The organism is Sphingomonas sp. S1-29, from assembly GCF_026167545.1.
Taxonomy (GTDB): domain Bacteria; phylum Pseudomonadota; class Alphaproteobacteria; order Sphingomonadales; family Sphingomonadaceae; genus Sphingomonas.
Map to the genome: position 1 here is coordinate 84,790 of NZ_CP110678.1, position 19,948 is coordinate 104,737.

Genomic DNA, 19,948 nt, shown 5'->3' on the forward strand with positions numbered 1-19,948 from the left:
TAGAAGACTTTCGCACCTCTACGCACGAAAACAACGAATGGGTTATGCGTGATCGCGACTACTATGATGGCGATCAAATCTCCGATCATGTTAAAGCCGAATTGAAGAAGCGCGGACAGCCCCAAATCTTCACCAATAAGATTGGCCCTGCAATGTCGGGTATTCTTGGCATCATCGATGCCGGAGAGAGCGACCCGGAATGCCACGCACGCACGATCCGTTCGCAGGATTCCGCTGATACCGCGACTAAGACGCTGCGCTACATCGCTGATCGAACGCAATATAAGACGGTCCGCAAACAAACCTCTGACAACTACTTCATTCACGGAACATGCGCCGCGATTACCGAATGGGACGGCTCAAAGATTACCGTCTCGCGTATCCGGTGGGAAGACCTTGTTTATGACCCGCTCAGCCGCGAGCACGATTTCAGCGATGCCAAGTATCTAGGAATCGCGAAGCTGATGGATGTAAAAGATGTCGCGGCTATGTTCCCCGAGACATACGATTCACTTGGTAAGCCTGAAGGCGAAGCGTTTGACTATTTGCAGACATCGACACAGACAAACTGGTGGAGATCAGGCGATCGAAAGCAGCTTCGTGTCGTCGATCTCTATTACCTAGTCGGCACCGAATGGCACCGCATGATCTTCTGCGAAGCGGGAGAGCTATGGGCGGGACCATGTGAATATGTAGACGATGAGGGCGGTTCGATCTGCCCGATCGCCGGAACCAGCTTTGAGATCAAGCAGGATAACTCGCGCTACGGCGCGATCCGGAACATGATCCCGCTTCAGGACGAAGTGAATGCGCGCCGGTCGCGCTTGCTCCATTTGGTCAACCATCGTCAGGTCCGCGTTTCTGATCCGCGCGTTGCCGTAACCAAGGCGTCGGAAGCCGCGAAAGAGGCCGCGAAAGCCGATGGCGTGATCCCGGCGGGCTATGAGGTCGTCCATTCGCAGGATTTGGCTCAAGGCCAGATGCAGATCATGCAACAGTCGTCGATCGATCTCGACCGTCTCGCGCCGACCCCTAGCGTTCTCGGACGGGTCGCATCGTCCAGCGAAAGCGGGCGAGCGCGCCAGATGCTGCAACAGGCCGGATATACTGAGCTTGCGAGAGCATTCGGACGCTTCGAAGCTTTCGAAATGGCGATTTATCGCCGCATGTGGTGGGCCGCACGCCAGTATCTTGACGCTCCGACCTTGATCCGGATCGTTGATGACCCCCGCGCTCCGGAGTTCCTCCAGATCAACGAGCCCGTCATGGCGGAGCAGATGGTTCCGGTAATGGACCCGGCGACGGGCCAGCCATTGATTGATCCATATACGGGCCAGCCCGTCATGCAGCCCCAGCAGGTGCAGGTCGATACGCGCAACCGTCTCGCCGAGCTTGACATGGATATCATCCTTACGACGGTCCCTGACCAGACGACACAGCAGGCCGAAGTATTCGAGCAGCTAATGAATCTCGCTGGTTCGACGGGCGTGAGTCCGTTCGCACCGGAGTTTCTCGCATACCTCGAAATGGCTCCGCTCAGCGATAAGCGCGCCACGATCGAGCGTATCCAGCGCCTTGCGCAGAAAGCCAGCGAGCAGAGTGCAGAGGCAGAGCAAGCCGCAATGCAGATGGCGCAGGCCGAAAAGGGTGCTGAAATCTCCGGCAAGGAAGCAAAGGCGCAAAAGGATCAGGCACTCGCGCGGAAGGCCGCAATGGACGCCCAAAAGATCGAGCAAGAGATTAGTCGTGGGGTAATCCCCGTGATTACTCCCCCAATGCCTCCCGGCTTTGGCGGACAATACTTTCAGGGTTTTGAATAAATAACTCTATTGAACCGATAGCTACGGTTCGATGGTGGACCATCCGGCCATAAACGGGTGCTTCGCTTTCCAGTGTGCGCAACACTTTGGATGGGTCGCCGCCATTTAACCGGGCGTTTCGCGAAACGACACGCGCAGTTGTCGAAAAAGGATTGAATGGACGATTTTGAAAATCTGTTTTCAGACGAGGTAGCCGAAGAGATCAACGAGATCGTGGAGGATACCGAAGACGAAGTTGCCGAGACGGTTGATGAGACCGTAGAGGAAACCGCCGAAGACGAAGCCGAACCAGTCGATGAGACTGCCGAAGCCGAGATAGAGAGCGAGACCTCAACTGTAGAAGAGCCTGCTAAAGAGGCTCCCGAGACAGTTCCGGTATCTGTAATGCTGGCCCAACGCGCACGCGCGAAGGCAGCGGAACAGGAACTAGTCGCACTCCGCCAGCAGATGGCCGCTAGCGCAGCCAAGCAAGTTCAACCTGCCGATCCCTACGATGATCCAGAACGCTTTCGTCAAGAGCAGTTAGAGGCAATGCGATTCCAAGTTCAAGAAGAGCTTAGAATCACGAAACTTCAAGATAGCGTCATTCGTGGCCGTGAAAAATACGGTCAAGAAACGCTCGATGAAGTTGCCGAATGGGCGGAATCAATGGCGGCACAAGACCCGACATTTGAGTTCCGCGCAATGAGTGCTCCCGATCCGGTTGAATGGACTCTCGCAGAACGCAAACGCTCCGAGCAGCGTCAACTATTTGAGACCGATCCCGATGCCTTTGTGCGTCAGCGGGCGATAGAGTTGGGGCTAACCGCGACCCCACAGGTAGCGGCACACAATAATACAACGATGATAACAGAGGCGCGGAAAGCGTCCCCCGGACCTAAGTCATTAGTTCACGCAAGTTCGCGTCAACCCACGGCAAGCAAGTCAGGAAAGGACGAGTTCCAGTCTTTGTTCGACAAATAAAAAGGAAAGTCGAACATGGCTGATTTTAAGCTAGCAAATGCAAATGCCAAGGAAGTTTGGTCCACTAAGTATGCCACCGAATATGTGGCTCTAAGTGGCCTCCTGCCGTTCATGTCGAGCGCCAGCAACGCAATCTTCCGCGTTAACACCGATCTCGCCAACAATGGCGATCTCGTGCACATCCCTTACTTCGCTTCGCTTAAGGGCGCTGGCGTTTCTGGTGGTGCAACCCTAGAGGGTAATGAGGAAGCTCTTCTCAACTACTCGACCGGGATTAAGGTCCGTCATCGTCGTAATGCCGTTATGCTGGCAGAACACGAAAGCTTCCGCACCGAACTCGATGTCGCAAACATCGCAAAGGGCGGTCTCAAGGATTGGTCCGCTGAAGACCTTCGCAACGAACTCATCGAAAAGATGCAGAATGTTGTGATCGCAGGCGGCGTCGATAGCGACGGCACCCCGGTTGAAGACACCTACAAGACCTTCGCGGCTTCGACGGCTACGGAGCGGACCAACTACATGCTTGCCAACGCGGATCGCATCATCATGGGCACCGCGAAGCCAACCACGGCGGTCTTCTCCACTTCGCTCGCTGCTGTTGCGGCAGGCGCGATCCTTACGGCTGATACCGTCTCGCTCGCGAAGGAAATGGCCGAAACCACGACCAACTTCCGCATTACCCCTTACATGACCAAGGATGGTCAGAAGTGGTATGTGATGTTCGTCGGAGTTGAGGGCTTCCGCCAGCTTCGCAAAGACCCGCGCATCGAAGCGGCCAACCGCGACGCGCGTCCGCGCGAGGTGGAAACCAACCCGCTGTTCAACGGTGGTGATCTGGTTTGGGATGGCGTGATCGTCAAGAAAATCCCTGAGATCAAGCAGGTAGGCGATCTGGGCGCAGCCGGGGCACCTATCGGTTTCGCCGCTCTTTGCGGTGCGAACACCTTGGGTATCGCCTTCGCTCGCAAGCCAACTTTCCGCACCGAGAAGAAGGACTACGATCACAAGATCGGCGTCGGAATCACGGAAGTTCGCGGATCGTCCAAGATGTCGGCTGCGGGAACGCAGACCGGTATGGTGTCGATCTACTACGCTGCATAATCTCCCAAGGGAGTGCTCAAATGGGGGACGGAGCTTAGGCTCTGTCCCCTTTTTGTTGGCTTGAACGATATAAGCAATTGTTTAGTTGAGGGATTACCGGAGCGGCGCACGACCCAGCCGTTAACCGAAACTAGGGAGTCGCCCCGATCTGGGGCGACTCCCGTTCTTTGTCATCCAGCTAAATACTGGATGAACTGCTCTCAAATCATCACGAATGCGCTTCGCCGACTTGGCATTTTGGCCGCTGGTGAACTACCCGATCCGCAACAGATCGAAGACCATCTCGAAACCCTGAAGCATCTATATCTTCGGTGGATCAATGACGGCACTTTCGGGCGACTGTCGGATGTTCTCACTTTTGAGAATGTCGAGCATGTAGCGCGCCCGATGACGCGCATCGTCGCGCTCGATCCCGCCACCGTTATTTTGCCCGAAACGATCCGCGACTGCGGTCGCGAGACGGTCCCCTATGACGGTTCGGTGATCGTGGTTGTCCATCGGACGACCCGCCAGACCGCAACCTATATCTATGACAGTAGCTCGCACGACTGGCGGCAGATCGACCACCTTCAGGCGACCGATTTCGCACCGCTCGCCTACCGCGATCCCATCGGCTTGGCTTGCTATCTCGCGATTGAGCTAGCGGACGAATACGCACAAGAGGTCACCGAGACGATCCTCCGCAACGCGATGGCGTTTCGCACTGGCATTACCCACAACTTCAGCCGTGGCGACGCTAGCCCGGTGCCATACTTCTAATGCCTGCGGTGCCGCTGGGCATACAGTCATACGAGCGTAAGCGCTCGACCCAGCCCGAAACCAGACTGGTAAATCTCTACATCGAAGAAGACAAAAGCGGCGCGTCGCCGGATCAAGCGATGCGTCTTCAGCGTCCCGGCTTGGTCAAGCTGCACGCCATTGAGGGCAAACCCATTCGCGGCCTCTATCAAAGTGATGGGGTGCTTTCTAACCGGTTGGTGATCGTTGCGGGCGGGACGCTCTATCTCTCCGATGGGGCCAACCTAGAGGACAAGGGGACGCTCCCCGACGATCTCGATACCGTCCGGATCGCAGCCACTTTCGAGCGGATCGGTATCTGCACCGCTGGCCAGTTTTGGCTCTATGACGGGACAACGCTCGCCCGGATCGAACTCCCTGATAATCGGGCGGTAATCGACGTCGATGTCATCAACTCATACTTTGTCTGCATTACCGCTCCGGGCCAGTTCTATTGGCTTGCCCCCGGAGCTTCGACCTTCGACGCGCTCGATTTTGCGACCGCTGAAGCGCTCCCCGATGGGCTTCGCGCCGCTCGCCGCATTCGCGATGATGTCTTCCTTTTCGGATCGCAATCGATCGAAGTTTGGCAATCTACCGGCGACGCCAACAGCCTTTATCAGCGCGCCCCCGGTCGCCTGATCGATCGCGGAGTTCAAGCCCGTGAGACCGTTGTCGCGTTCGATAATAGCGTGGTGTTCGTCGGCGACGATGGGCTGGTTTATCGGCTTTCCGATGTGCCCAAGCGGATCAGCAACAACGGTATTGAAGAACGGATCGCAGAGCGTAGCGACCTATGCTCGGCCTTCAGCTTCACCAGCGAGGGCCATCTTTTCTATGTTCTGACGATCCCCGGCGTGGGCACCTACGCCTATGACGCCTCGACCGAAATCTGGAGCGAGTTCGCCAGCCACGATAGCGTCGTGTTCATCGGTCGCCATGGTTTCGATTCCGCGCTTGGGTCGGTTTGCGGCGATCTCGCGGGCAATGTCTACCGGTTCGATCGCAACGCCACCACCGACGATGGCGCACCCATCCTCAAGCTAGTCAGCGGGACAATCGCCACAGGCGCGCGCCCGATCGCCAACCAATCGTTCAGCACGCACATAGGCTTGAGCGGACCCGCGACGATCCGCTTGCGATGGATCGACGCTCGATCGGATTGGTCGAAGCCGCGATCTCAGACCGTCCGCGAAGGTAGCGAGATCGTCGATTTCTATCGCCTTGGCGTCTCTCGCGGGGCTTATCGCCATTACGAGTTGTCTTGCCTCGATCCGGTTCTGATGCGCGTCAGCGGCGCGTTCGCCAATGAGGGGTGGACGATATGAGCAAGCTCCATATCGGCACCTTTTTGGCCGGTCGCGCGATCGTCAATCCGGAGAATGGCCACCCCACGATCGAATATCTTCGACAGCTAAACTCGATCATCCAAGAGATCGGGAAGCAAACCAACGCGAATACCGAATTGCTCGCCATGATCGAACTGGCGCTGGAGAAAGCCGGGATCGCTATTTTGACGGCGGAAGAGGCTCGGGATGCAGCGCAGGCCGGTGTCCGCGATCAGAACCTCACCAATAGCTATGTCGATCCCGGCACCGTCCTGCAATGCTCGGACCTAACGCTAACGGTCTCGCCGCACGAGCGCGTTTACGGGGACGGCACGCGGGTAGCGGTTGGGGGAGCCACCCTCACCGTGACCCAATATGCGACCCGATATTGGGTGTATTATCTCGACCCAACACGCGCGGGCGGCACGGTCTCCTATGTCGCGACTTCGAACTATCTGGAGGCAGCGCAATCGGGCGACCGGCATGTCATCGGGGAGATCATAACCCCCGCCGATGCAAATGCGCCGCCCACGGATGGTGATGGCATTCGCCCACCGGGCACCGGTCTCTGGGGGCCGAAAGTCGTTCCCGAAGGGAACGAACCATGATGCGCACCTTTGATTCGACGGTGCATGACGCGATTGTGCATCATCCCGAGATCGCCAGCGCGTTCGGGTGCGAGGTGGGGGAGATGCAAATCTCGTTTGCCGAGATGGCCAAGTATCCGGACGACTTCGCGCTCTTGCACAACGAAGAATGCGATATGGCGATGGCGTTCGAATGGAGTGCGCCATTTACTTGGCAGATGCACACACTCGCGCTTCCTAGCTGTAGGGGCAAGCGAGCCCTCAAGGATGGTAAGGCGATGATCCGCGAAATGTTCGTGGAGCATGGCGCGTGTCTGATCTGGGGACAAACACCGGTCAATCTTCGCGCGGCACGGATATTCAACCGATGGTGTGGCGCAAAGTCGGTCGGTTTTCGCGAGCAACCTTTGTTCGGGTTGAGCGAAGTCTTCATGGGCTTGAAGGACGAATGGTTGGAGCGGCATCCATAGTGTCAGTCTGACTAAATACAGTATGCCAGTTCCAATCATCGCCGCCGGTATCGGCGCAGCAACAAGTGTCGCCAAAGGAGTCTCATCCGGTAAAGGCGCGAAGAAAGCAGCACAGATTCAAGCGCAATCTGCCGCACAACAGCGCGCTCTCCAAGAGAGAGTATATAATCAGAACGCGAATAACTTTCGCGGAGATATCCAGCTAGGGGATGCCGCTTCCGCGCGCCAAGCCGCGCTGCTTGGATTGGCTGGTGGCGACGGGTCGAACCCTACCGAAGTCCTTCGCGCTACTCCCGGATATGAGTTCCGATTTGGTGAGATGTTGCGAGGGCAGCAAGCGGGGGCTTATGCCAACGGGATGGGAACCAGCGGGGCTGCGATGAAGCAGCTTCAAGACCGCTCGATGGGTCTCGCTGATCAAACTTTTAACACCTATTTCGATCAGACAGGCCAGATCGCGAACCGTGGTGTTGCTGCTAAGTCCTCGCTCGCTGGGGTGTCTACGAATTGGGCGAACACCGATAATAAGATCGCGCAGGGAGCAGCCGACAGCAACAGAAACTTCGCAATGTTCAAAGCAAACAACTTCAACAACACTTTGGATGGCGTAACCAAAGCCTTTGGCTCCAGCTTTGGGGGCAAGTAATGAGTGATTTCAACATATTCCGCGATGGCGGGAATACCCTTTTGGCTGGCATCAACTCCGACCCTTTCCGCGAAGGTGTTCAGCAGCGACGGGTCGATCAAGCCGATCAGCTTAAGCGTGAGCAGGTCGCTTATGAAATGGATCGCCAGCGCACCTATCATACCAAGCTAGCCGAAGCGATGACGGCCAATGATCCGGATCGCGCGGCGATGCTTGCATATCAGTATGGCGACGAGAAAACCGGAACCGGCATCGGTAAGGTTCGACAGGAACAGTTTACCCGCGCGCAGGGGACTAATACCACGATGGCGAACATCGTCGCGGGCGTCGCTCGCCTGCCATATGAGCAGCGCCGTGCCGCCATTATGAGCGCAGCCCCGATGCTTACCAGCATGGGCCGTAGCGCTGAAGAAATCTCGGCATTCGATCCAACCGATGAGAATCTCGCGGCGGTTGCTGGCGTCGATTACACGCTGAAGGATCGCGATGCTAACGATGTCTCGGTGTTCGAAGCCAATACCGGACGCCAGACCGCAGACACGAACCGCATGGTCGCGGAGAATCCGCAGGTTGTCGGCCAGAGTCTCGTGACTCGCGATGGCAAGGAACTGTTCCGTTCGCCCGATATGAAGGGGTTCGGGATGGATCAAAATGTCTACGAAATCCCCGGCACGACCTCGGACGGATATACGACCACGACCACCTCATCGACTGGTGGCACGGGTCAAATGTCCGGTCTCGCTGGTTCAAACGATCCGACTTTCAGCGCCATGGTTGGGGCGGAATCAAACTATCGCCAGACCGATCGTCAGGGTCGCCCGCTAACCTCAAGCGCCGGTGCGATGGGGATTGCGCAGGTTATGCCGGGAACCGCCAGAGAGATGGCGCAAGAGATGGGCATCCAGTTCGACGAACAGCGTTATCGGACTGATCCCAAATACAACTCGGCGCTTGGCTACCGCTATTACACCAAGATGCTCCAGCAGTTCGGCGGCGATCGAACCAAGGCTGTAGCGGCCTATAATGCAGGCCCCGGCGGGGTTAACCGCGCGATGGCGCGGGCGACCCGTGCGGGCAATCCAGATGCTTGGGGGCAGTATCTCCCGGCGGAGACCCGTGATTATGTGCAGAAGGTCACGCGCACGACCCGCCAATCTCAGGTGCAGGGACAGCAGCAAACGACCCGCAATCCGCGCATGATCCAACAGGGGGTTGCTCGACCTACTCGCGGTGGAGTTGCGCAGGACGGCGGGAAGCCGTTGCCGAAGAACTATGCAGATATGTTCTCCCAAGCGGCGGGCACTTATCGCGGGTTCGATGCTTCGATCAACAGCTTCAAGCCGGGTTATGGCGGCAATCTTGTGGGCGGTCTCGAAAACACCGCACAGGGCATTCTCGGCGATCGGGTAGGAACTCAAGGCCAGCGCGACTGGTGGGCGGCGCATTACGCTAACGATAATGTCGAGCGTCATGCGATCTTCGGTGCGGCACTAACCTCGACCGAAAAGCAGGCTTGGACAAATACGACCATTAGTCCTGCGATGGATGATCAGCAGATTTTGACTAACCTTCGCCGCCGCCGTTCGGTTGTGCAGGCTGTATTGAAGCGTCAGCGCAACTTCCTACTCGCTCAAGGCTATTCGCCCGCCGCCATCGCCGCATTGTCGGAGGGTCTATAATATGAACTTCTTCGACCGAATGGGGGCTAATCGCGGCTTCAACTTTAACACGACTCCATATGCCAACGCCCCCGTAGAGCCTTATGCCTACGGTCGGGAAACGCTGGGCGGATTGGCGCAGCCCGAGCAGCTTGGCCGTCCCGCTACGCAACCCGAAGCGGAGCCCAACCCTTTCGGTCTATCGCCGGAGGAAGTCGCGCAGATCGACAACGATCCAGCGTTTCAGGCCGCTCCAATGCAGGCTCCGATGGAGGCTCCGATGCAGGCTCCGGCGCAGAACTTTGCCGCTGAAATGCCGATGCAGGACGCTCCGCAGCAGCAGGGGATAGTTGCTGGCGATATGCCTCCCATCGGTGGTGTTCGCGGAAGTGGCGACGGCACGATGAAGGCGCTCTCATCGGATCAGGTGCGCCGTGCTTCCGAAGTTCAGGATGCGCTTGGCCGTATGATCCGCGATGGCGTTCCGGATGCAGAAATCCGCGCCTACATCGAACAGAACGGTATCGGGCTAACCGGCTTGGATGAGGCGCTCGCGTATCGTCGATCCAATCCGAATGCGCAGATTCCGGTCTATGCCGAACTGACAGGCGAGAAGATTCCAGAAGCCGCACCCCCGCCCGAGATTGGCGCATGGGATGCTGGTGCAGTTGGGGCCAAGGATGGCTTCAGCTTTGGTTTCAGCGATGAGATGGGTGCGGCTGGCGATGCCATCAAATATGCGGTTGGCGTCGGTCCCGAAATGGGCGGACCCGCCAACAGCTTCAGCGATGCCTATACGCAATCGCGCGAAGCTCGCCGCGCAGAAATCCGTTCCGCTCAATACCACCAGCCGGGAGCCTTCCTCGCTGGCCAGCTAGGTGGCGGTCTCATTACCGCACCGGTAACCGGCCTTGCTGGTGCTGGCCTTCGCGGCTCGCGCATCGCCGCCGGGTTGCGTGGCGGTGCCGTTTCGGGTGGCCTTTACGGTGTTGGCACCGCTGAAGGCGATCTCCGCGACCATGGCGAAGGCGCGCTCATTGGCGGCACCTTCGGCGCTCTGACTGGCGGATTGGTTGGTGGAGTTGGCGCGGGTATCGAGCGATCGTTCAGATCAGACCGTGCAGGCCGCGTTGTCGATGCTGCACGACGGGTCAATGAGAGCCTTCAGACTCAGATCGCCCCTTCGTTGGCGCATCTAGGACGCGCTGGAAACGGTGCGGGCGAATCGCTTCGGGGGCGTTTGGCGCTAGGTGTTCGCGCGACGCCTTTGGGCTTGCCGCTCGATCGCACGCTAACGAAGTTCGGCGATGATATTGAAACCGGCGTTGAGCGGCTTGCACAGCGCACCGGCGCTCTATCTGAAGACATGGCATACACCGGCGCACGCCAGCTTGAGGCGCGTCCGGGGACGATCGCGGGCTATCGCGATGTTAGCCGCAAAATCTCCAACGGGATGTATGCGCAGGCCGATTCGCTTGGCGGCGGGACGATGGTCGCACCGACACGAACCGTTGCGGCATTGGATGACACAATCACGCGACTATCGCGCACGGCGGGCACGCAAGAATCTCGCACCACCCTTCAGGCGCTTCGTGATGAACTGGCGTCGCAGCAGTGGACGGTGCAGGGTCTTCGCGATCTTCGCACTGCATACGGTCGCCGCCTGAACTCGACCGATGGCGTAACCCGCTTGGATTCGTCCGCAATGTGGTCGCAGCTTTCGCGCGATATCACGGACGGTCTCCAGCAGGCGGGGAAGGCCGATGCCGCTCGCGCCTACCGTCAGGCCGATCGCTATTATGCCCGTCGCACGGAAACCAACCGCATCGTCGATCGCATCATCGGCGGGTCGCGCGGCGCACCATTCAACTCGGCTGAAGTCGTTGCCCGCAATCTTGAGCAGATGGGGCGCATCGGGTCGGACGATCTGCAAAAGGTGTTGCGCCAGTTGCCGCGACAGGAAGCGGAAGATGTTCGCGGCAATCTGATTCGTCAGCTTGGGATGGCCAACCCATCGAAGCAAGGCGATGTTCCGACCTTCTCGATCCAGTCGTTCGGCACTAGCTGGGCAAAAATGACGCCCCGCGCGAAATCGGCCTTGTTCGATCAGCAGACGGTGCGCGATCTCGACGATCTCGCCACCCTCGCGACCGCCTCTAAATCGATCCCCGGCAATAGCTCCAATAGCTTTACCGGTGCGGCGGGTGCGGCTTGGTCCGCGCAGGCGTTGGGGGCAGGGTATGCGGGATATCAGTTGGCAACCGGCGATGGTGGCCTCAACGGCTACGGGGTCGCCGGGGCGCTAGGCGTGTTCGGCACCGGCCTACTGTTGGGCAATCGCGGCATCGTTCGCGGCTTGGTCAATTGGGGTCGCACGGGCAAAACCGCCCCGCTTGAGCGCACCATCAATACGCTTTTGCAGCGGACCCGCGATAACCCGGCATGGCAGCAAGAGCTAACGACGGTTCGCGATGCGATCGTTGGGCATAACGGTGACCCAAGGGTCATCGTCCAACCCCCGCAATCGAACGCTCCGGCTACCGATGGGGAAGCCGTTCCGCAGGGTGGCAGCATCTTTGATGACGATGATCTGACGGTCGATCCAGCGGCTCCAAACCCGTTCGGTGGAGTCGCTCCCGATCCCGTTGAAGAGGTGGCCCCGATGGGGCCGGATTATGCCGGAGCTACCGCACAGCAGATGGTCGATGAGGGTTTGGGCGAACAACCCCTCTATTGATCTGTTCTCGTTTTGTCCTACTATGACGGCATGGACACTCAGCGAATCGAAGCCGCCATATTGGATGCGCCAGCATGGGCGCAGATCGGCATTACCATGGATCATGAGCGGGTGCGGGCCAGTGCCGCGCATGAGCTAGCTTTGCGAATCGCGGATGCGATACAGGGGTGCGCCCAAGTGGACCTGCAAATCCGTGAAATAAAATGCCCCGCGCACGCCGCCCTATTGACTTCGCCGTGACCCAGCTTGGTCCTCGCTTTGCGCCACAACTCATTGCATCGATGGGGGACTAAGAGGCGCGATTCTGCCTTGTCTGCCGATTTACCGGCTTGTGGCTCCGGAATTTTGGGCACAATCTATAGTGGTAGCAACGGGGATACGGCCCAACCGATGGGCGATTGATGTTGCTACCATTGCCCTCTCACCAAAAGAGGCGATGCACGATCGGGTTGGTAGCTTTTGCTAGGTCCATCGACGCTCCCTTTCACAAGGAGTTGTCGCTCGCCAAGCTACCGACCCGATCGCTGATTTTTAGGCTATCATCCCGGCGCGGATCGTCAAACTGGTTTTAGCGCGGCTTGTGCGGCGTGTGGAACCGACATTCGTCATCGTCCAAGAATTACGCGGGTATCAATCATTGATATCAAAGTAAGGATAAAGACGGTCCAAAGAACCACTTAGCGTGTCTGGTGCACGGTCACGGCGGGGGCTCGGACTTCAGCCGGAGCGACCGCGATCTCATACCCAACATAGGTCAAAAACGCCACGATTGCGAAGGCGATACCTTTGACCATGCTTCCCACGGTCTTCGCGCCTCTGAGTTCGGAGACCGTTTCGGTCTTCCATCGCTCCAGATCGACTACCCGCTTGATGGTATCATGATGCGCCTGCACAAGCGTTTCGCGGGCGGCGCTTGTAATTTCCAGCGTTGCGATCCGTGCCTCATGGCCATCGGCGCGCTGGTTGAGCCGCTCAAGTTGCGTCGTGATATTGTCCACTTTGGTATCAAGGCGAACGAGCAAATCGCGCATATCTTGTGGCAGATGCATGGAGGTGGTTGAGGCGGGCATTACTTGCCCTCGAACTGATCCAGCGCGTCCGTCGCCCCGGCGTTATCGCCCGCAGCGATTAAGCCCAAGGATGATATGATTAGGAGTCCGGCTGCAACGGATTCGGCATCGAGCGTAATGCCGATCGTGGCGGCGAGTAGGCCGGTAATCGCGAACGATACGACGCGGCGTGTGGCTGTGTTAGTCAGCAGGCGAAGGATATTTTTCATGTGGTATTTAGCAAGATGACCGATGTCCAAGACCGCATCGCGGCCATGACCGACAAGCAGTTGGTCGAGGAATATCTGAAGACCGATGGCATCGGCGGCGACCCGATCGAGGATCAAGACTCGGACGCGCTTCAGTGGGTGGAAGCGCTCGCTCGGGAGCTTGAGCGGCGAAATGTCGATTTTTGAGCTTAACCCCGTGGCCAACCTTGGGAAGCCTTCTAACCCCCGACCCAACCCCCGAATAGGGAACCCCCGGTTTCCCCGATTGACGGAGGGGGGACAGAATCGTAGGGTTTCTGCGGGTTCTTGGTTCGCTTAAGTTGCAGAGATAAGGCGCAATACGGTCTTTAATACCGCCGCAGTCTTTGCAAAATCGCAACGCAGTCGTAACGTTTGCGATCTTAAGGACGCCGTATGCAATATGAAACCAGCCGCGCATCGAAGGCAAACAGGCAATTAGCGCGATGCTGATCGAACCGGGGATGACCGTCGACCTGGCCCCCGACGAAACGGAGCTGCTGGCGCGTGCGACGCGTATGGCGGGCATCGGTGCATGGCGCTGCGACCTGGACGAGGACCGGATCGCGTGGACCGAGGGCGTCTATGGCCTGTTCGGCGTCGATCGCGATGCACCGATCGACCGGCGCGACATCATCACGCTGTATGAAGAGGCGTCGCGCGACCAATTGGAGCGCGTCCGCACCGACGCAATTGCCCGCCGTGACGGTTTCACGATTGAAGCGAAGATCGTGCGCCCCGATGCCGAGATCCGCTGGATCCGGATCAGCGCGAAATATGGGGCTATCGCCGGCAAGGCCGGCGAACTTTATGGCTTGAAGCAGGATATCACTGCAGATCGTGCGCGCTGGGAAGCCTTGCGGCAGCGCGCCGATTATGATTCGCTCACCGGCCTTGCCAGCCGCGGGACTTTCCAGCGCGACTTTCTCGATGTCTCGGCGGTCCCCGGTACGCTGGTGTTGTTCGACATCGATGGCTTCAAGCCGATCAACGACCGCTTCGGGCATGCCGCGGGCGATGCCTGCCTGATCGCGGTCGCGCAGCGGCTGCGTGCGGTATTCGCGGGTGCCGCGATGGTGGCGCGGATCGGCGGCGACGAGTTCGCGGTGGTCGCCCGCGGTACCCCCGAAGCCGTAGCGCTTCGCGCCAGACAAGCGCTGGGCGAGCTGGCTTTGCCGATCCTTTGCGGCGGCGAAATATTGTCGCTGACCGGATCGGCCGGGTTGGCGTCGCCGACGATCGACGCGCCGCAAAGCGGCGAAGCGCTGTTCGTGGCTGCCGACGCCGCGCTCTATGCCGGCAAGCGGGCAGGTCGCAATCGCCTGGTGATCGCGCCGCGCGGCAACCGCGACGACCTGCGTTACGGACGATCGATCCGATAATGGATCGGCTTGAAGCTGCCGCCGTTCGAATCCTTGGCCGAGCAGGCCGTCAGTCCGACGATGAGGTCGATCTCGGCGCGAAACGCGATGCGGTCGCCTGCCTTGCTGAGCGGCGGGAGCACCTGCAGCTTGCCCGTTTCGCCATCGACGGGAACGTTCATGAAGCAGTTGAACGCGCTGGGAATCTGGTCGGGTTCGATGCCGTAAGGTTCGAGCGCGGCGGCCAGGTTGCCGAAGCAGCCGCGGTGCGGCGGCTCGTTCTCATAGCATAGCCGGAAGGTATCGAAGGAGCACGGGGTCAGCAGGAAATCGTGCCGCCCGACGCTGTCGTCGACGATCGTCAGCATCACGTTCGATCGATTTGAAAACAGCCGATCGCCGGTGGTCAGATAGATGCGCTCGGCATAGTCGAAGGTGCGCCCCGACGAGATGACTTCGCCCAGATCGTGGGCGTTGAACGCCAGCAGGTCGGACACTTGCTGCCCTTTTGGGTCGATTACCACCAGCACATCGCCCTTGGCGAGTTTGAACGCGGTGCCGCTGCGTTCGGGGATTTCGATCGTGTCGCTCACTTGGCGGCATCCCCGCGATATTCGAATGGCGGTGCCCATTCGTCATCGACGATCCGGCCCGAATATTGCCGCGCCTCGCTCACCTCGCCATGGCGCGACAGCATCGGGTTGCGGCTGCCCGCCAACGCCTCATCGCGCACCATGATCTTTTCGCGCATATTCTCATATTGCCCGTCGGCGCGCAGCTTCTCGAACTGGTCGTGCAGGTTGAACACCATCGTCGGCCGCCCGAAGCGCCGCGCCGGGCGACTGGCCTGCGGGTGGAGCCCGACGATGAAGAACGCCTCGCCGCCGAAGCTCAGCGAGAAATGCGGGTTCGAGGGGTCGTGGCTGACGCGCTGATCATATTCCTGCCCGCGCCAGACGTCCTTGTCCGACAGCGACTGGACCCGGCGCCACAGGGCAGCCTCGAACGCAGGTTCGTCGAGGTCGCCGGGGCCGTCGAAGACCACCGCGAAGCTGCGATACAGCCCCGGATTGCCGCGATAGGCAGCGGCGAAGCGTAGCAGCCCGTCATGGATGCGGACATCGTCCCAGGCGCTGTCGATCGTGTTGCAGGCGAGCACCTCGAGCGTTCCCTTCGCCATCGCCGCCTTGGCGCCGACGCACGGGAAGGCACGATCCTCGACATGCGCGAAGAGCATTTTCTCTAGCGCGTCCTGCGCTTCGTGCTTCCAATAGAACATAAATTAGCTTCGCGCCGCGCCTGTAACGAATGGGACCAACAGTACGAATGACGCGGCCCGCTGTTCCCGATTGGCCGAGGGCAGGGCGTTTCGCAGCGCGGCGTGACGTCGCCGCAAGCCCGCGCTAGCGTGCCGGTATGAGCAGCCTCCACCTCGACAGTTTCCTTCCCTATCGCCTTTCGATCGCGTCGAACCGCGTGTCGGGCGTGGTCGCGATCACCTACCAGGCGATGTTCGGGCTCCGCATCCCCGAATGGCGGCTGGTCGCGGTGCTCGCCGAGGGCGAAGGCGCGACGCAACAGGCGCTGGGGGTGGCGACGCGGATGGACAAGGTCACCGTCAGCCGCGCGGCAATCGCTTTGGCCGAACGGGGGCTGGTCGATCGGCTGCCCAATCCGGGCGACCAGCGATCGCATATCCTGTCGCTGTCGGCGGCGGGGCGCGCGCTGTACGAACAGGTGGCGCCCAAGGCGATCGAGATGGAAGCGCGGTTGTTCGAGGGCTTCGACGCCGCCGAGCGCCGGCAGCTGCGCGCGATGCTCGAACGGCTCGAAGCGGCGGCGGCGGCACTGGAGACCGAACGGGGTTGATCGTGGGCGCGGGGCGTGCTGAACGGGGTGCACCTCCCCGGGTATTTGCCGAGCATTGCCACAACGAGGAGTCTGCCATGTTCCCCACCGATCGCGCCGGATTGACCGTCGCCCCCCAGCTTGCGGCGTTCGTCGAGCAATCGGTGTTGCCCGGGCTCGGCATCGATGCGCAGGGCTATTGGCAGGGCGTCGCGGCGATCTTCGCGCGCTTCGCCCCGCGCAACCACGCGCTGCTGGCGGTGCGCGACGCATTGCAGGCGAAGATCGACGCCTGGCACGACGCGAATCGCGGCGGCCCGATCGACCCTGCCGCCTATCAGGCGTTCCTGCGCGAGATCGGCTATCTGGTCGACGAGCCTGCGCCCTTCACGATCGGCACGACCAAGGTCGATCCCGAGATCGCTTTGCTCGCCGGGCCGCAATTGGTGGTGCCGGTGCTCAATGCCCGCTTCGTCCTCAACGCCGCCAATGCACGCTGGGGCAGCCTGTACGATGCGCTCTACGGCACCGATGCGCTGCCGGGCAGCCCGAGTGCGGCAGGCTATGACGCCGAGCGCGGCGCGCAGGTGATCGCCCGCGCGCGCGCGTTCCTCGATCAGGCGGTGCGGCTCGCCAGCGGTAGCTGGGCTGATTTCACCACCGGATTGCTCGATCTTGCCGACCCGAGCCAGTTCGTCGGGCACAACGGTGCGAACCTGCTGTTCGTGCATCACGGCCTGCATATCGAAGTCGTGTTCGACCGCGATCACCCGATCGGCGCTACCGACCCGGCGGGGATCGCCGATGTCCTGATGGAGTCTGCGCTGACGACGATCGTCGATCTGGAGGATTCGATCGCCGCGGTCGATGCCGACGACAAGGTTGCGGCCTATGCCAATTGGCTGGGGCTGATGCGCGGCGACCTGGCCGAGACCTTCGCCAAGCAGGGCGAGACGCTGACACGGACGCTTAACCCCGACCGCAGCTACGCGATCGCCGATGGCCGCGAGCTGGTGCTGCCGGGCAGGGCGGTGCTGTTCGTGCGCAATGTCGGTCACCTGATGACGACGCCCGCGGTGCTGCTACCCGGCGGCGACGAAGCGCCTGAGGGGATTCTCGACGCGATCCTGACCGCTACGATCGCGCTGTACGACCTGCGCGGGCTCGGCCGCTATCGCAACAGCCGCACCGGATCGGTCTATATCGTCAAACCCAAGATGCATGGCCCCGCCGAATGCGCCTTCACCAACGATCTGTTCGACGCGGTCGAGGATTTGCTCGAGCTCAATCGCCACACGATCAAGGTGGGGGTGATGGACGAGGAGCGCCGCACCTCGGCCAATCTCGCCGCCTGCATCGAAGCGGTGCGCGACCGGATCGTGTTCATCAACACCGGCTTTCTCGATCGCACCGGCGACGAGATCCACACCGCGATGCGCGCCGGGCCGATGGTGCCCAAGGGCGAGATGAAGGGCAGCGGCTGGATCAAGGCGTATGAGGATCGCAACGTGCTGATCGGGTTGGCGGCCGGGTTCGCGGGGCGCGCGCAGATCGGCAAGGGGATGTGGGCGGCGCCCGATCGGATGGCCGACATGCTCGAACAGAAGATCGCGCACCCGATGACCGGCGCGAACACCGCCTGGGTGCCGTCGCCCACCGCCGCGACGCTCCACGCGCTGCATTACCACCAGGTCGACGTGGCGGCTCGGCGCGCCGCGCGCGCCGCCGAGCCGATCCCGGCGCTTGCCGATTTGTTGACGATCCCGCTGGCGCTGGGCCGCAACTGGACGCCGCAGGAAGTCGCGCGCGAGCTCGACAACAATGCGCAGGGCATCCTTGGCTATGTCGTGCGCTGGGTCGACCAGGGGGTCGGGTGTTCGAAGGTGCCCGATATCGACGATGTCGGGCTGATGGAGGACCGCGCGACGCTGCGGATCAGTTCGCAATTGCTCGCCAACTGGCTGGCGCACGGCATCGCGTCTGAGACCGAGGTCGATGCCGCGCTGAAGCGGATGGCGGCGAAAGTCGATGCGCAGAACGCCGATGATCCGCACTACCAGCCGATGGCCGGACGCGAGGACGAGTCGCTCGCCTATCGGGCGGCATGCGCGCTGGTGTTCGAGGGCGCGGCGCAGCCCAATGGCTATACCGAGCCGCTGCTCCATCGCTTCCGCCAGCAGGCGAAGGCGCGCTGATCAATATTTGTCGCGGCGCGGCTTTACCTGGCGCTTGCTAGGCAGCGTGTCGGCCATCCGCGCACCGCGCTCGCCCTGCGGCCGCGCATGGCCGGTGGTCGAATCGACCCCGGTCTGGCGCTCGGCCTCGGCATTGATCTCGGCACCGATCAGCACCGCATAGCTCGACACGAACAGCCACATGAGCAGCACCACCACCGCACCGAGCGCGCCATAGGTGGCGTTGTAGTTGGCGAAATTGGCGGCATAGATCCCGAAGCCGAAGGTCGCCGCCAGCCACAGCACGGTGGCGGCGAGCGACCCGACCGACAGCCACTGCCAGCGCGCGCGCGCGCGATCGGGGCCGTAGCGATAGACGCAGGCAAAGGCGGTGGTGGCGATCAGCGTCGCGACCAGCCAGGTCAGCGCCTGGATGAGGACGACGCCGGCGGGGCCGAGCAGGTCGGTGAAGACGCGCAGATAGCCGAGCGCGCCCGCCGACAGCAGCCCGACGATCGCGGCGATGACCGCCCCGATCGTCAGCAACGCCGACAGCAAGGTCGTCTTGAAGAAATTGCGCCCCTCTTCCTCTTCATACACCACGTTGAGCGCTTGGATGATCGCGCTCGACGCGCGCATCGCGCCATAGATCGACAGCGTCAGCGCCACCGCCAGCGCGAGCCCCGCGGTGTCGGCGGCGGTAGTGACGACCGAGATCAGCTGGTCCGAGATAAGCTTGGCGGCCTCGGCGGGCATCAGTTCGAACAAGGTCTGCATATGCCCGGTCACCGTCACCGGATCGGCGACGAGGCCATAGGTCATCACCACCGCGCCGAGCAGCGGGACGAACGACAGGAACGCGTAGAAGGCGACCCCCGCCGCCATCAGCGACAGGTTGTGATACCCCATCATCGTGTAGACGCGGAACAGGATCGATCGCCACGCGGGCCAGGGATGGTGCCAGGGGCGCCGCGAATCGAACCCCGGAATGCTGGCATTCGCGGCGTCGGGCTGGTCGGTACTGGTCGCCGCGTCGGTCATCTATTCCCCCATCTGACTGCCTCCCTAACGCCGACAACGCCGTGAGGATGCATGGCGCCCGGCAGCGGACACGCTTTGCACCTGACATTGCAGCCAAAAAACTGCATGGGGGCGGGGAGCATAAAGCCTCGCCGGTCGTT

20 protein-coding genes are annotated in these 19,948 nt (G+C 60.6%); 15 read left to right on the plus strand and 5 right to left on the minus strand.

Features of this window, described 5'->3' with window-relative positions; genetic code table 11:
• Window positions 1-44 precede the first annotated feature (44 nt).
• The 11 genes from OKW76_RS00450 (at window position 45) to OKW76_RS16155 (ending at window position 12,327) form a co-directional block, all read left to right on the plus strand.
• Entirely contained in the window at window positions 45-1,820 is a 1,776-nt protein-coding gene (locus OKW76_RS00450) for a hypothetical protein (RefSeq protein ID WP_265550170.1), read from the plus strand.
• A 156-nt stretch (window positions 1,821-1,976) separates the two neighbouring features.
• Window positions 1,977-2,783: a hypothetical protein gene (locus OKW76_RS00455; RefSeq protein ID WP_265550172.1), complete on the plus strand. Its 807-nt coding sequence runs from the start codon at window positions 1,977-1,979 to the stop codon at window positions 2,781-2,783.
• 15 nt (window positions 2,784-2,798) lie between these two features.
• Window positions 2,799-3,884, plus strand: coding sequence for a DUF4043 family protein (locus OKW76_RS00460; protein WP_265550174.1), 1,086 nt, complete (start codon window positions 2,799-2,801; stop codon window positions 3,882-3,884).
• Window positions 3,885-4,073: 189 nt separating this feature from the next.
• Window positions 4,074-4,643, plus strand: a complete 570-nt coding sequence (locus OKW76_RS00465) for a hypothetical protein (RefSeq protein WP_265550176.1) — start codon at window positions 4,074-4,076, stop codon at window positions 4,641-4,643.
• Complete coding sequence (locus OKW76_RS00470) at window positions 4,643-5,989, plus strand: hypothetical protein (RefSeq protein ID WP_265550177.1); 1,347 nt, start codon at window positions 4,643-4,645, stop codon at window positions 5,987-5,989. Before OKW76_RS00465 ends, OKW76_RS00470 begins: the two co-directional genes overlap by 1 nt.
• On the plus strand, window positions 5,986-6,597 hold the full coding sequence (locus OKW76_RS00475) for a hypothetical protein (RefSeq protein ID WP_265550179.1): 612 nt from the start codon (window positions 5,986-5,988) through the stop codon (window positions 6,595-6,597). Before OKW76_RS00470 ends, OKW76_RS00475 begins: the two co-directional genes overlap by 4 nt.
• Complete coding sequence (locus tag OKW76_RS00480) at window positions 6,594-7,046, plus strand: hypothetical protein (RefSeq protein ID WP_265550180.1); 453 nt, start codon at window positions 6,594-6,596, stop codon at window positions 7,044-7,046. The genes OKW76_RS00475 and OKW76_RS00480 overlap by 4 nt, the downstream gene beginning before the upstream one ends.
• A 22-nt stretch (window positions 7,047-7,068) precedes the next feature.
• Window positions 7,069-7,692 (plus strand): hypothetical protein, encoded by a 624-nt coding sequence (locus OKW76_RS00485; protein WP_265550182.1) that lies wholly within the window; start codon window positions 7,069-7,071, stop codon window positions 7,690-7,692.
• The gene (locus OKW76_RS00490; RefSeq protein ID WP_265550184.1) at window positions 7,692-9,371 is read left to right on the plus strand and encodes a transglycosylase SLT domain-containing protein; all 1,680 of its coding nucleotides are present in this window, start codon (window positions 7,692-7,694) and stop codon (window positions 9,369-9,371) included. The genes OKW76_RS00485 and OKW76_RS00490 overlap by 1 nt, the downstream gene beginning before the upstream one ends.
• 1 nt (window position 9,372) lies before the next feature.
• Window positions 9,373-12,087: a hypothetical protein gene (locus OKW76_RS00495; RefSeq protein WP_265550186.1), complete on the plus strand. Its 2,715-nt coding sequence runs from the start codon at window positions 9,373-9,375 to the stop codon at window positions 12,085-12,087.
• Between the two features lie 30 nt (window positions 12,088-12,117).
• Window positions 12,118-12,327 carry a DUF6771 family protein gene (locus OKW76_RS16155; RefSeq protein ID WP_322740129.1) on the plus strand — a complete coding sequence of 70 codons (210 nt, stop codon included), beginning with the start codon at window positions 12,118-12,120 and terminating at the stop codon, window positions 12,325-12,327.
• A gap of 437 nt (window positions 12,328-12,764) precedes the next feature.
• On the opposite strand, the gene OKW76_RS00500 is transcribed toward OKW76_RS16155, so the two are convergent.
• Both OKW76_RS00500 and OKW76_RS00505 read right to left on the minus strand, forming a co-directional pair.
• Window positions 12,765-13,118: a hypothetical protein gene (locus tag OKW76_RS00500; protein WP_265550188.1), complete on the minus strand. Its 354-nt coding sequence runs from the start codon at window positions 13,116-13,118 to the stop codon at window positions 12,765-12,767.
• A 38-nt stretch (window positions 13,119-13,156) separates the two neighbouring features.
• A complete protein-coding gene (locus OKW76_RS00505) occupies window positions 13,157-13,366 on the minus strand; it encodes a hypothetical protein (protein ID WP_265550190.1) in 210 nt (69 codons plus the stop codon).
• 15 nt (window positions 13,367-13,381) lie between these two features.
• Between OKW76_RS00505 and OKW76_RS00510 the strand changes: the two genes are divergently transcribed.
• Window positions 13,382-13,552 carry a hypothetical protein gene (locus tag OKW76_RS00510; protein WP_265550193.1) on the plus strand — a complete coding sequence of 57 codons (171 nt, stop codon included), beginning with the start codon at window positions 13,382-13,384 and terminating at the stop codon, window positions 13,550-13,552.
• Between the two features lie 278 nt (window positions 13,553-13,830).
• Window positions 13,831-14,766, plus strand: a complete 936-nt coding sequence (locus tag OKW76_RS00515; protein ID WP_265550194.1) for a GGDEF domain-containing protein — start codon at window positions 13,831-13,833, stop codon at window positions 14,764-14,766.
• On the opposite strand, the gene OKW76_RS00520 is transcribed toward OKW76_RS00515, so the two are convergent.
• Together OKW76_RS00520 and gntA are read right to left on the minus strand one after the other, a co-directional pair.
• Entirely contained in the window at window positions 14,745-15,338 is a 594-nt protein-coding gene (locus OKW76_RS00520; protein WP_265550196.1) for an urea carboxylase-associated family protein, read from the minus strand. The two genes, OKW76_RS00515 and OKW76_RS00520, sit on opposite strands and share 22 nt — an antisense overlap.
• A complete protein-coding gene (gene gntA / locus OKW76_RS00525) occupies window positions 15,335-16,024 on the minus strand; it encodes a guanitoxin biosynthesis heme-dependent pre-guanitoxin N-hydroxylase GntA (RefSeq protein WP_265550197.1) in 690 nt (229 codons plus the stop codon). The genes OKW76_RS00520 and gntA overlap by 4 nt, the downstream gene beginning before the upstream one ends.
• 137 nt (window positions 16,025-16,161) lie before the next feature.
• Here gntA and OKW76_RS00530 point away from each other — a divergent pair, with 137 nt between their 5' ends.
• On the plus strand, window positions 16,162-16,614 hold the full coding sequence (locus OKW76_RS00530) for a MarR family winged helix-turn-helix transcriptional regulator (RefSeq protein WP_265550199.1): 453 nt from the start codon (window positions 16,162-16,164) through the stop codon (window positions 16,612-16,614).
• Window positions 16,615-16,691: 77 nt separating this feature from the next.
• Window positions 16,692-18,788 (plus strand): malate synthase G, encoded by a 2,097-nt coding sequence (locus tag OKW76_RS00535; protein ID WP_265550200.1) that lies wholly within the window; start codon window positions 16,692-16,694, stop codon window positions 18,786-18,788.
• Here the strand turns inward: OKW76_RS00535 and OKW76_RS00540 are convergent, their stop codons facing one another.
• Window positions 18,789-19,808, minus strand: a complete 1,020-nt coding sequence (locus OKW76_RS00540; protein WP_265550201.1) for a YihY/virulence factor BrkB family protein — start codon at window positions 19,806-19,808, stop codon at window positions 18,789-18,791.
• Window positions 19,809-19,948: the final 140 nt, after the last annotated feature.

Bases quoted from the DNA above. Each gene is read 5' to 3' on its own strand.
- OKW76_RS00460 (WP_265550174.1), top strand. From the start codon at position 2,799: ATGGCTGATTTTAAGCTAGCAAATGCAAATGCCAAGGAAGTTTGGTCC.
- OKW76_RS00470 (WP_265550177.1), top strand. From the start codon at position 4,643: ATGCCTGCGGTGCCGCTGGGCATACAGTCATACGAGCGTAAGCGCTCG.
- OKW76_RS00495 (WP_265550186.1), top strand. From the start codon at position 9,373: ATGAACTTCTTCGACCGAATGGGGGCTAATCGCGGCTTCAACTTTAAC.
- OKW76_RS00465 (WP_265550176.1), top strand. From the start codon at position 4,074: ATGAACTGCTCTCAAATCATCACGAATGCGCTTCGCCGACTTGGCATT.
- OKW76_RS00485 (WP_265550182.1), top strand. From the start codon at position 7,069: ATGCCAGTTCCAATCATCGCCGCCGGTATCGGCGCAGCAACAAGTGTC.
- OKW76_RS16155 (WP_322740129.1), top strand. From the start codon at position 12,118: ATGGACACTCAGCGAATCGAAGCCGCCATATTGGATGCGCCAGCATGG.
- OKW76_RS00510 (WP_265550193.1), top strand. From the start codon at position 13,382: ATGACCGATGTCCAAGACCGCATCGCGGCCATGACCGACAAGCAGTTG.
- OKW76_RS00505 (WP_265550190.1), bottom strand. From the start codon at position 13,366: ATGAAAAATATCCTTCGCCTGCTGACTAACACAGCCACACGCCGCGTC.
- OKW76_RS00480 (WP_265550180.1), top strand. From the start codon at position 6,594: ATGATGCGCACCTTTGATTCGACGGTGCATGACGCGATTGTGCATCAT.
- OKW76_RS00535 (WP_265550200.1), top strand. From the start codon at position 16,692: ATGTTCCCCACCGATCGCGCCGGATTGACCGTCGCCCCCCAGCTTGCG.
- OKW76_RS00490 (WP_265550184.1), top strand. From the start codon at position 7,692: ATGAGTGATTTCAACATATTCCGCGATGGCGGGAATACCCTTTTGGCT.
- OKW76_RS00540 (WP_265550201.1), bottom strand. From the start codon at position 19,808: ATGACCGACGCGGCGACCAGTACCGACCAGCCCGACGCCGCGAATGCC.
- OKW76_RS00450 (WP_265550170.1), top strand. From the start codon at position 45: ATGCGTGATCGCGACTACTATGATGGCGATCAAATCTCCGATCATGTT.
- OKW76_RS00530 (WP_265550199.1), top strand. From the start codon at position 16,162: ATGAGCAGCCTCCACCTCGACAGTTTCCTTCCCTATCGCCTTTCGATC.
- gntA (WP_265550197.1), bottom strand. From the start codon at position 16,024: ATGTTCTATTGGAAGCACGAAGCGCAGGACGCGCTAGAGAAAATGCTC.
- OKW76_RS00515 (WP_265550194.1), top strand. From the start codon at position 13,831: ATGCTGATCGAACCGGGGATGACCGTCGACCTGGCCCCCGACGAAACG.
- OKW76_RS00500 (WP_265550188.1), bottom strand. From the start codon at position 13,118: ATGCGCGATTTGCTCGTTCGCCTTGATACCAAAGTGGACAATATCACG.
- OKW76_RS00475 (WP_265550179.1), top strand. From the start codon at position 5,986: ATGAGCAAGCTCCATATCGGCACCTTTTTGGCCGGTCGCGCGATCGTC.
- OKW76_RS00455 (WP_265550172.1), top strand. From the start codon at position 1,977: ATGGACGATTTTGAAAATCTGTTTTCAGACGAGGTAGCCGAAGAGATC.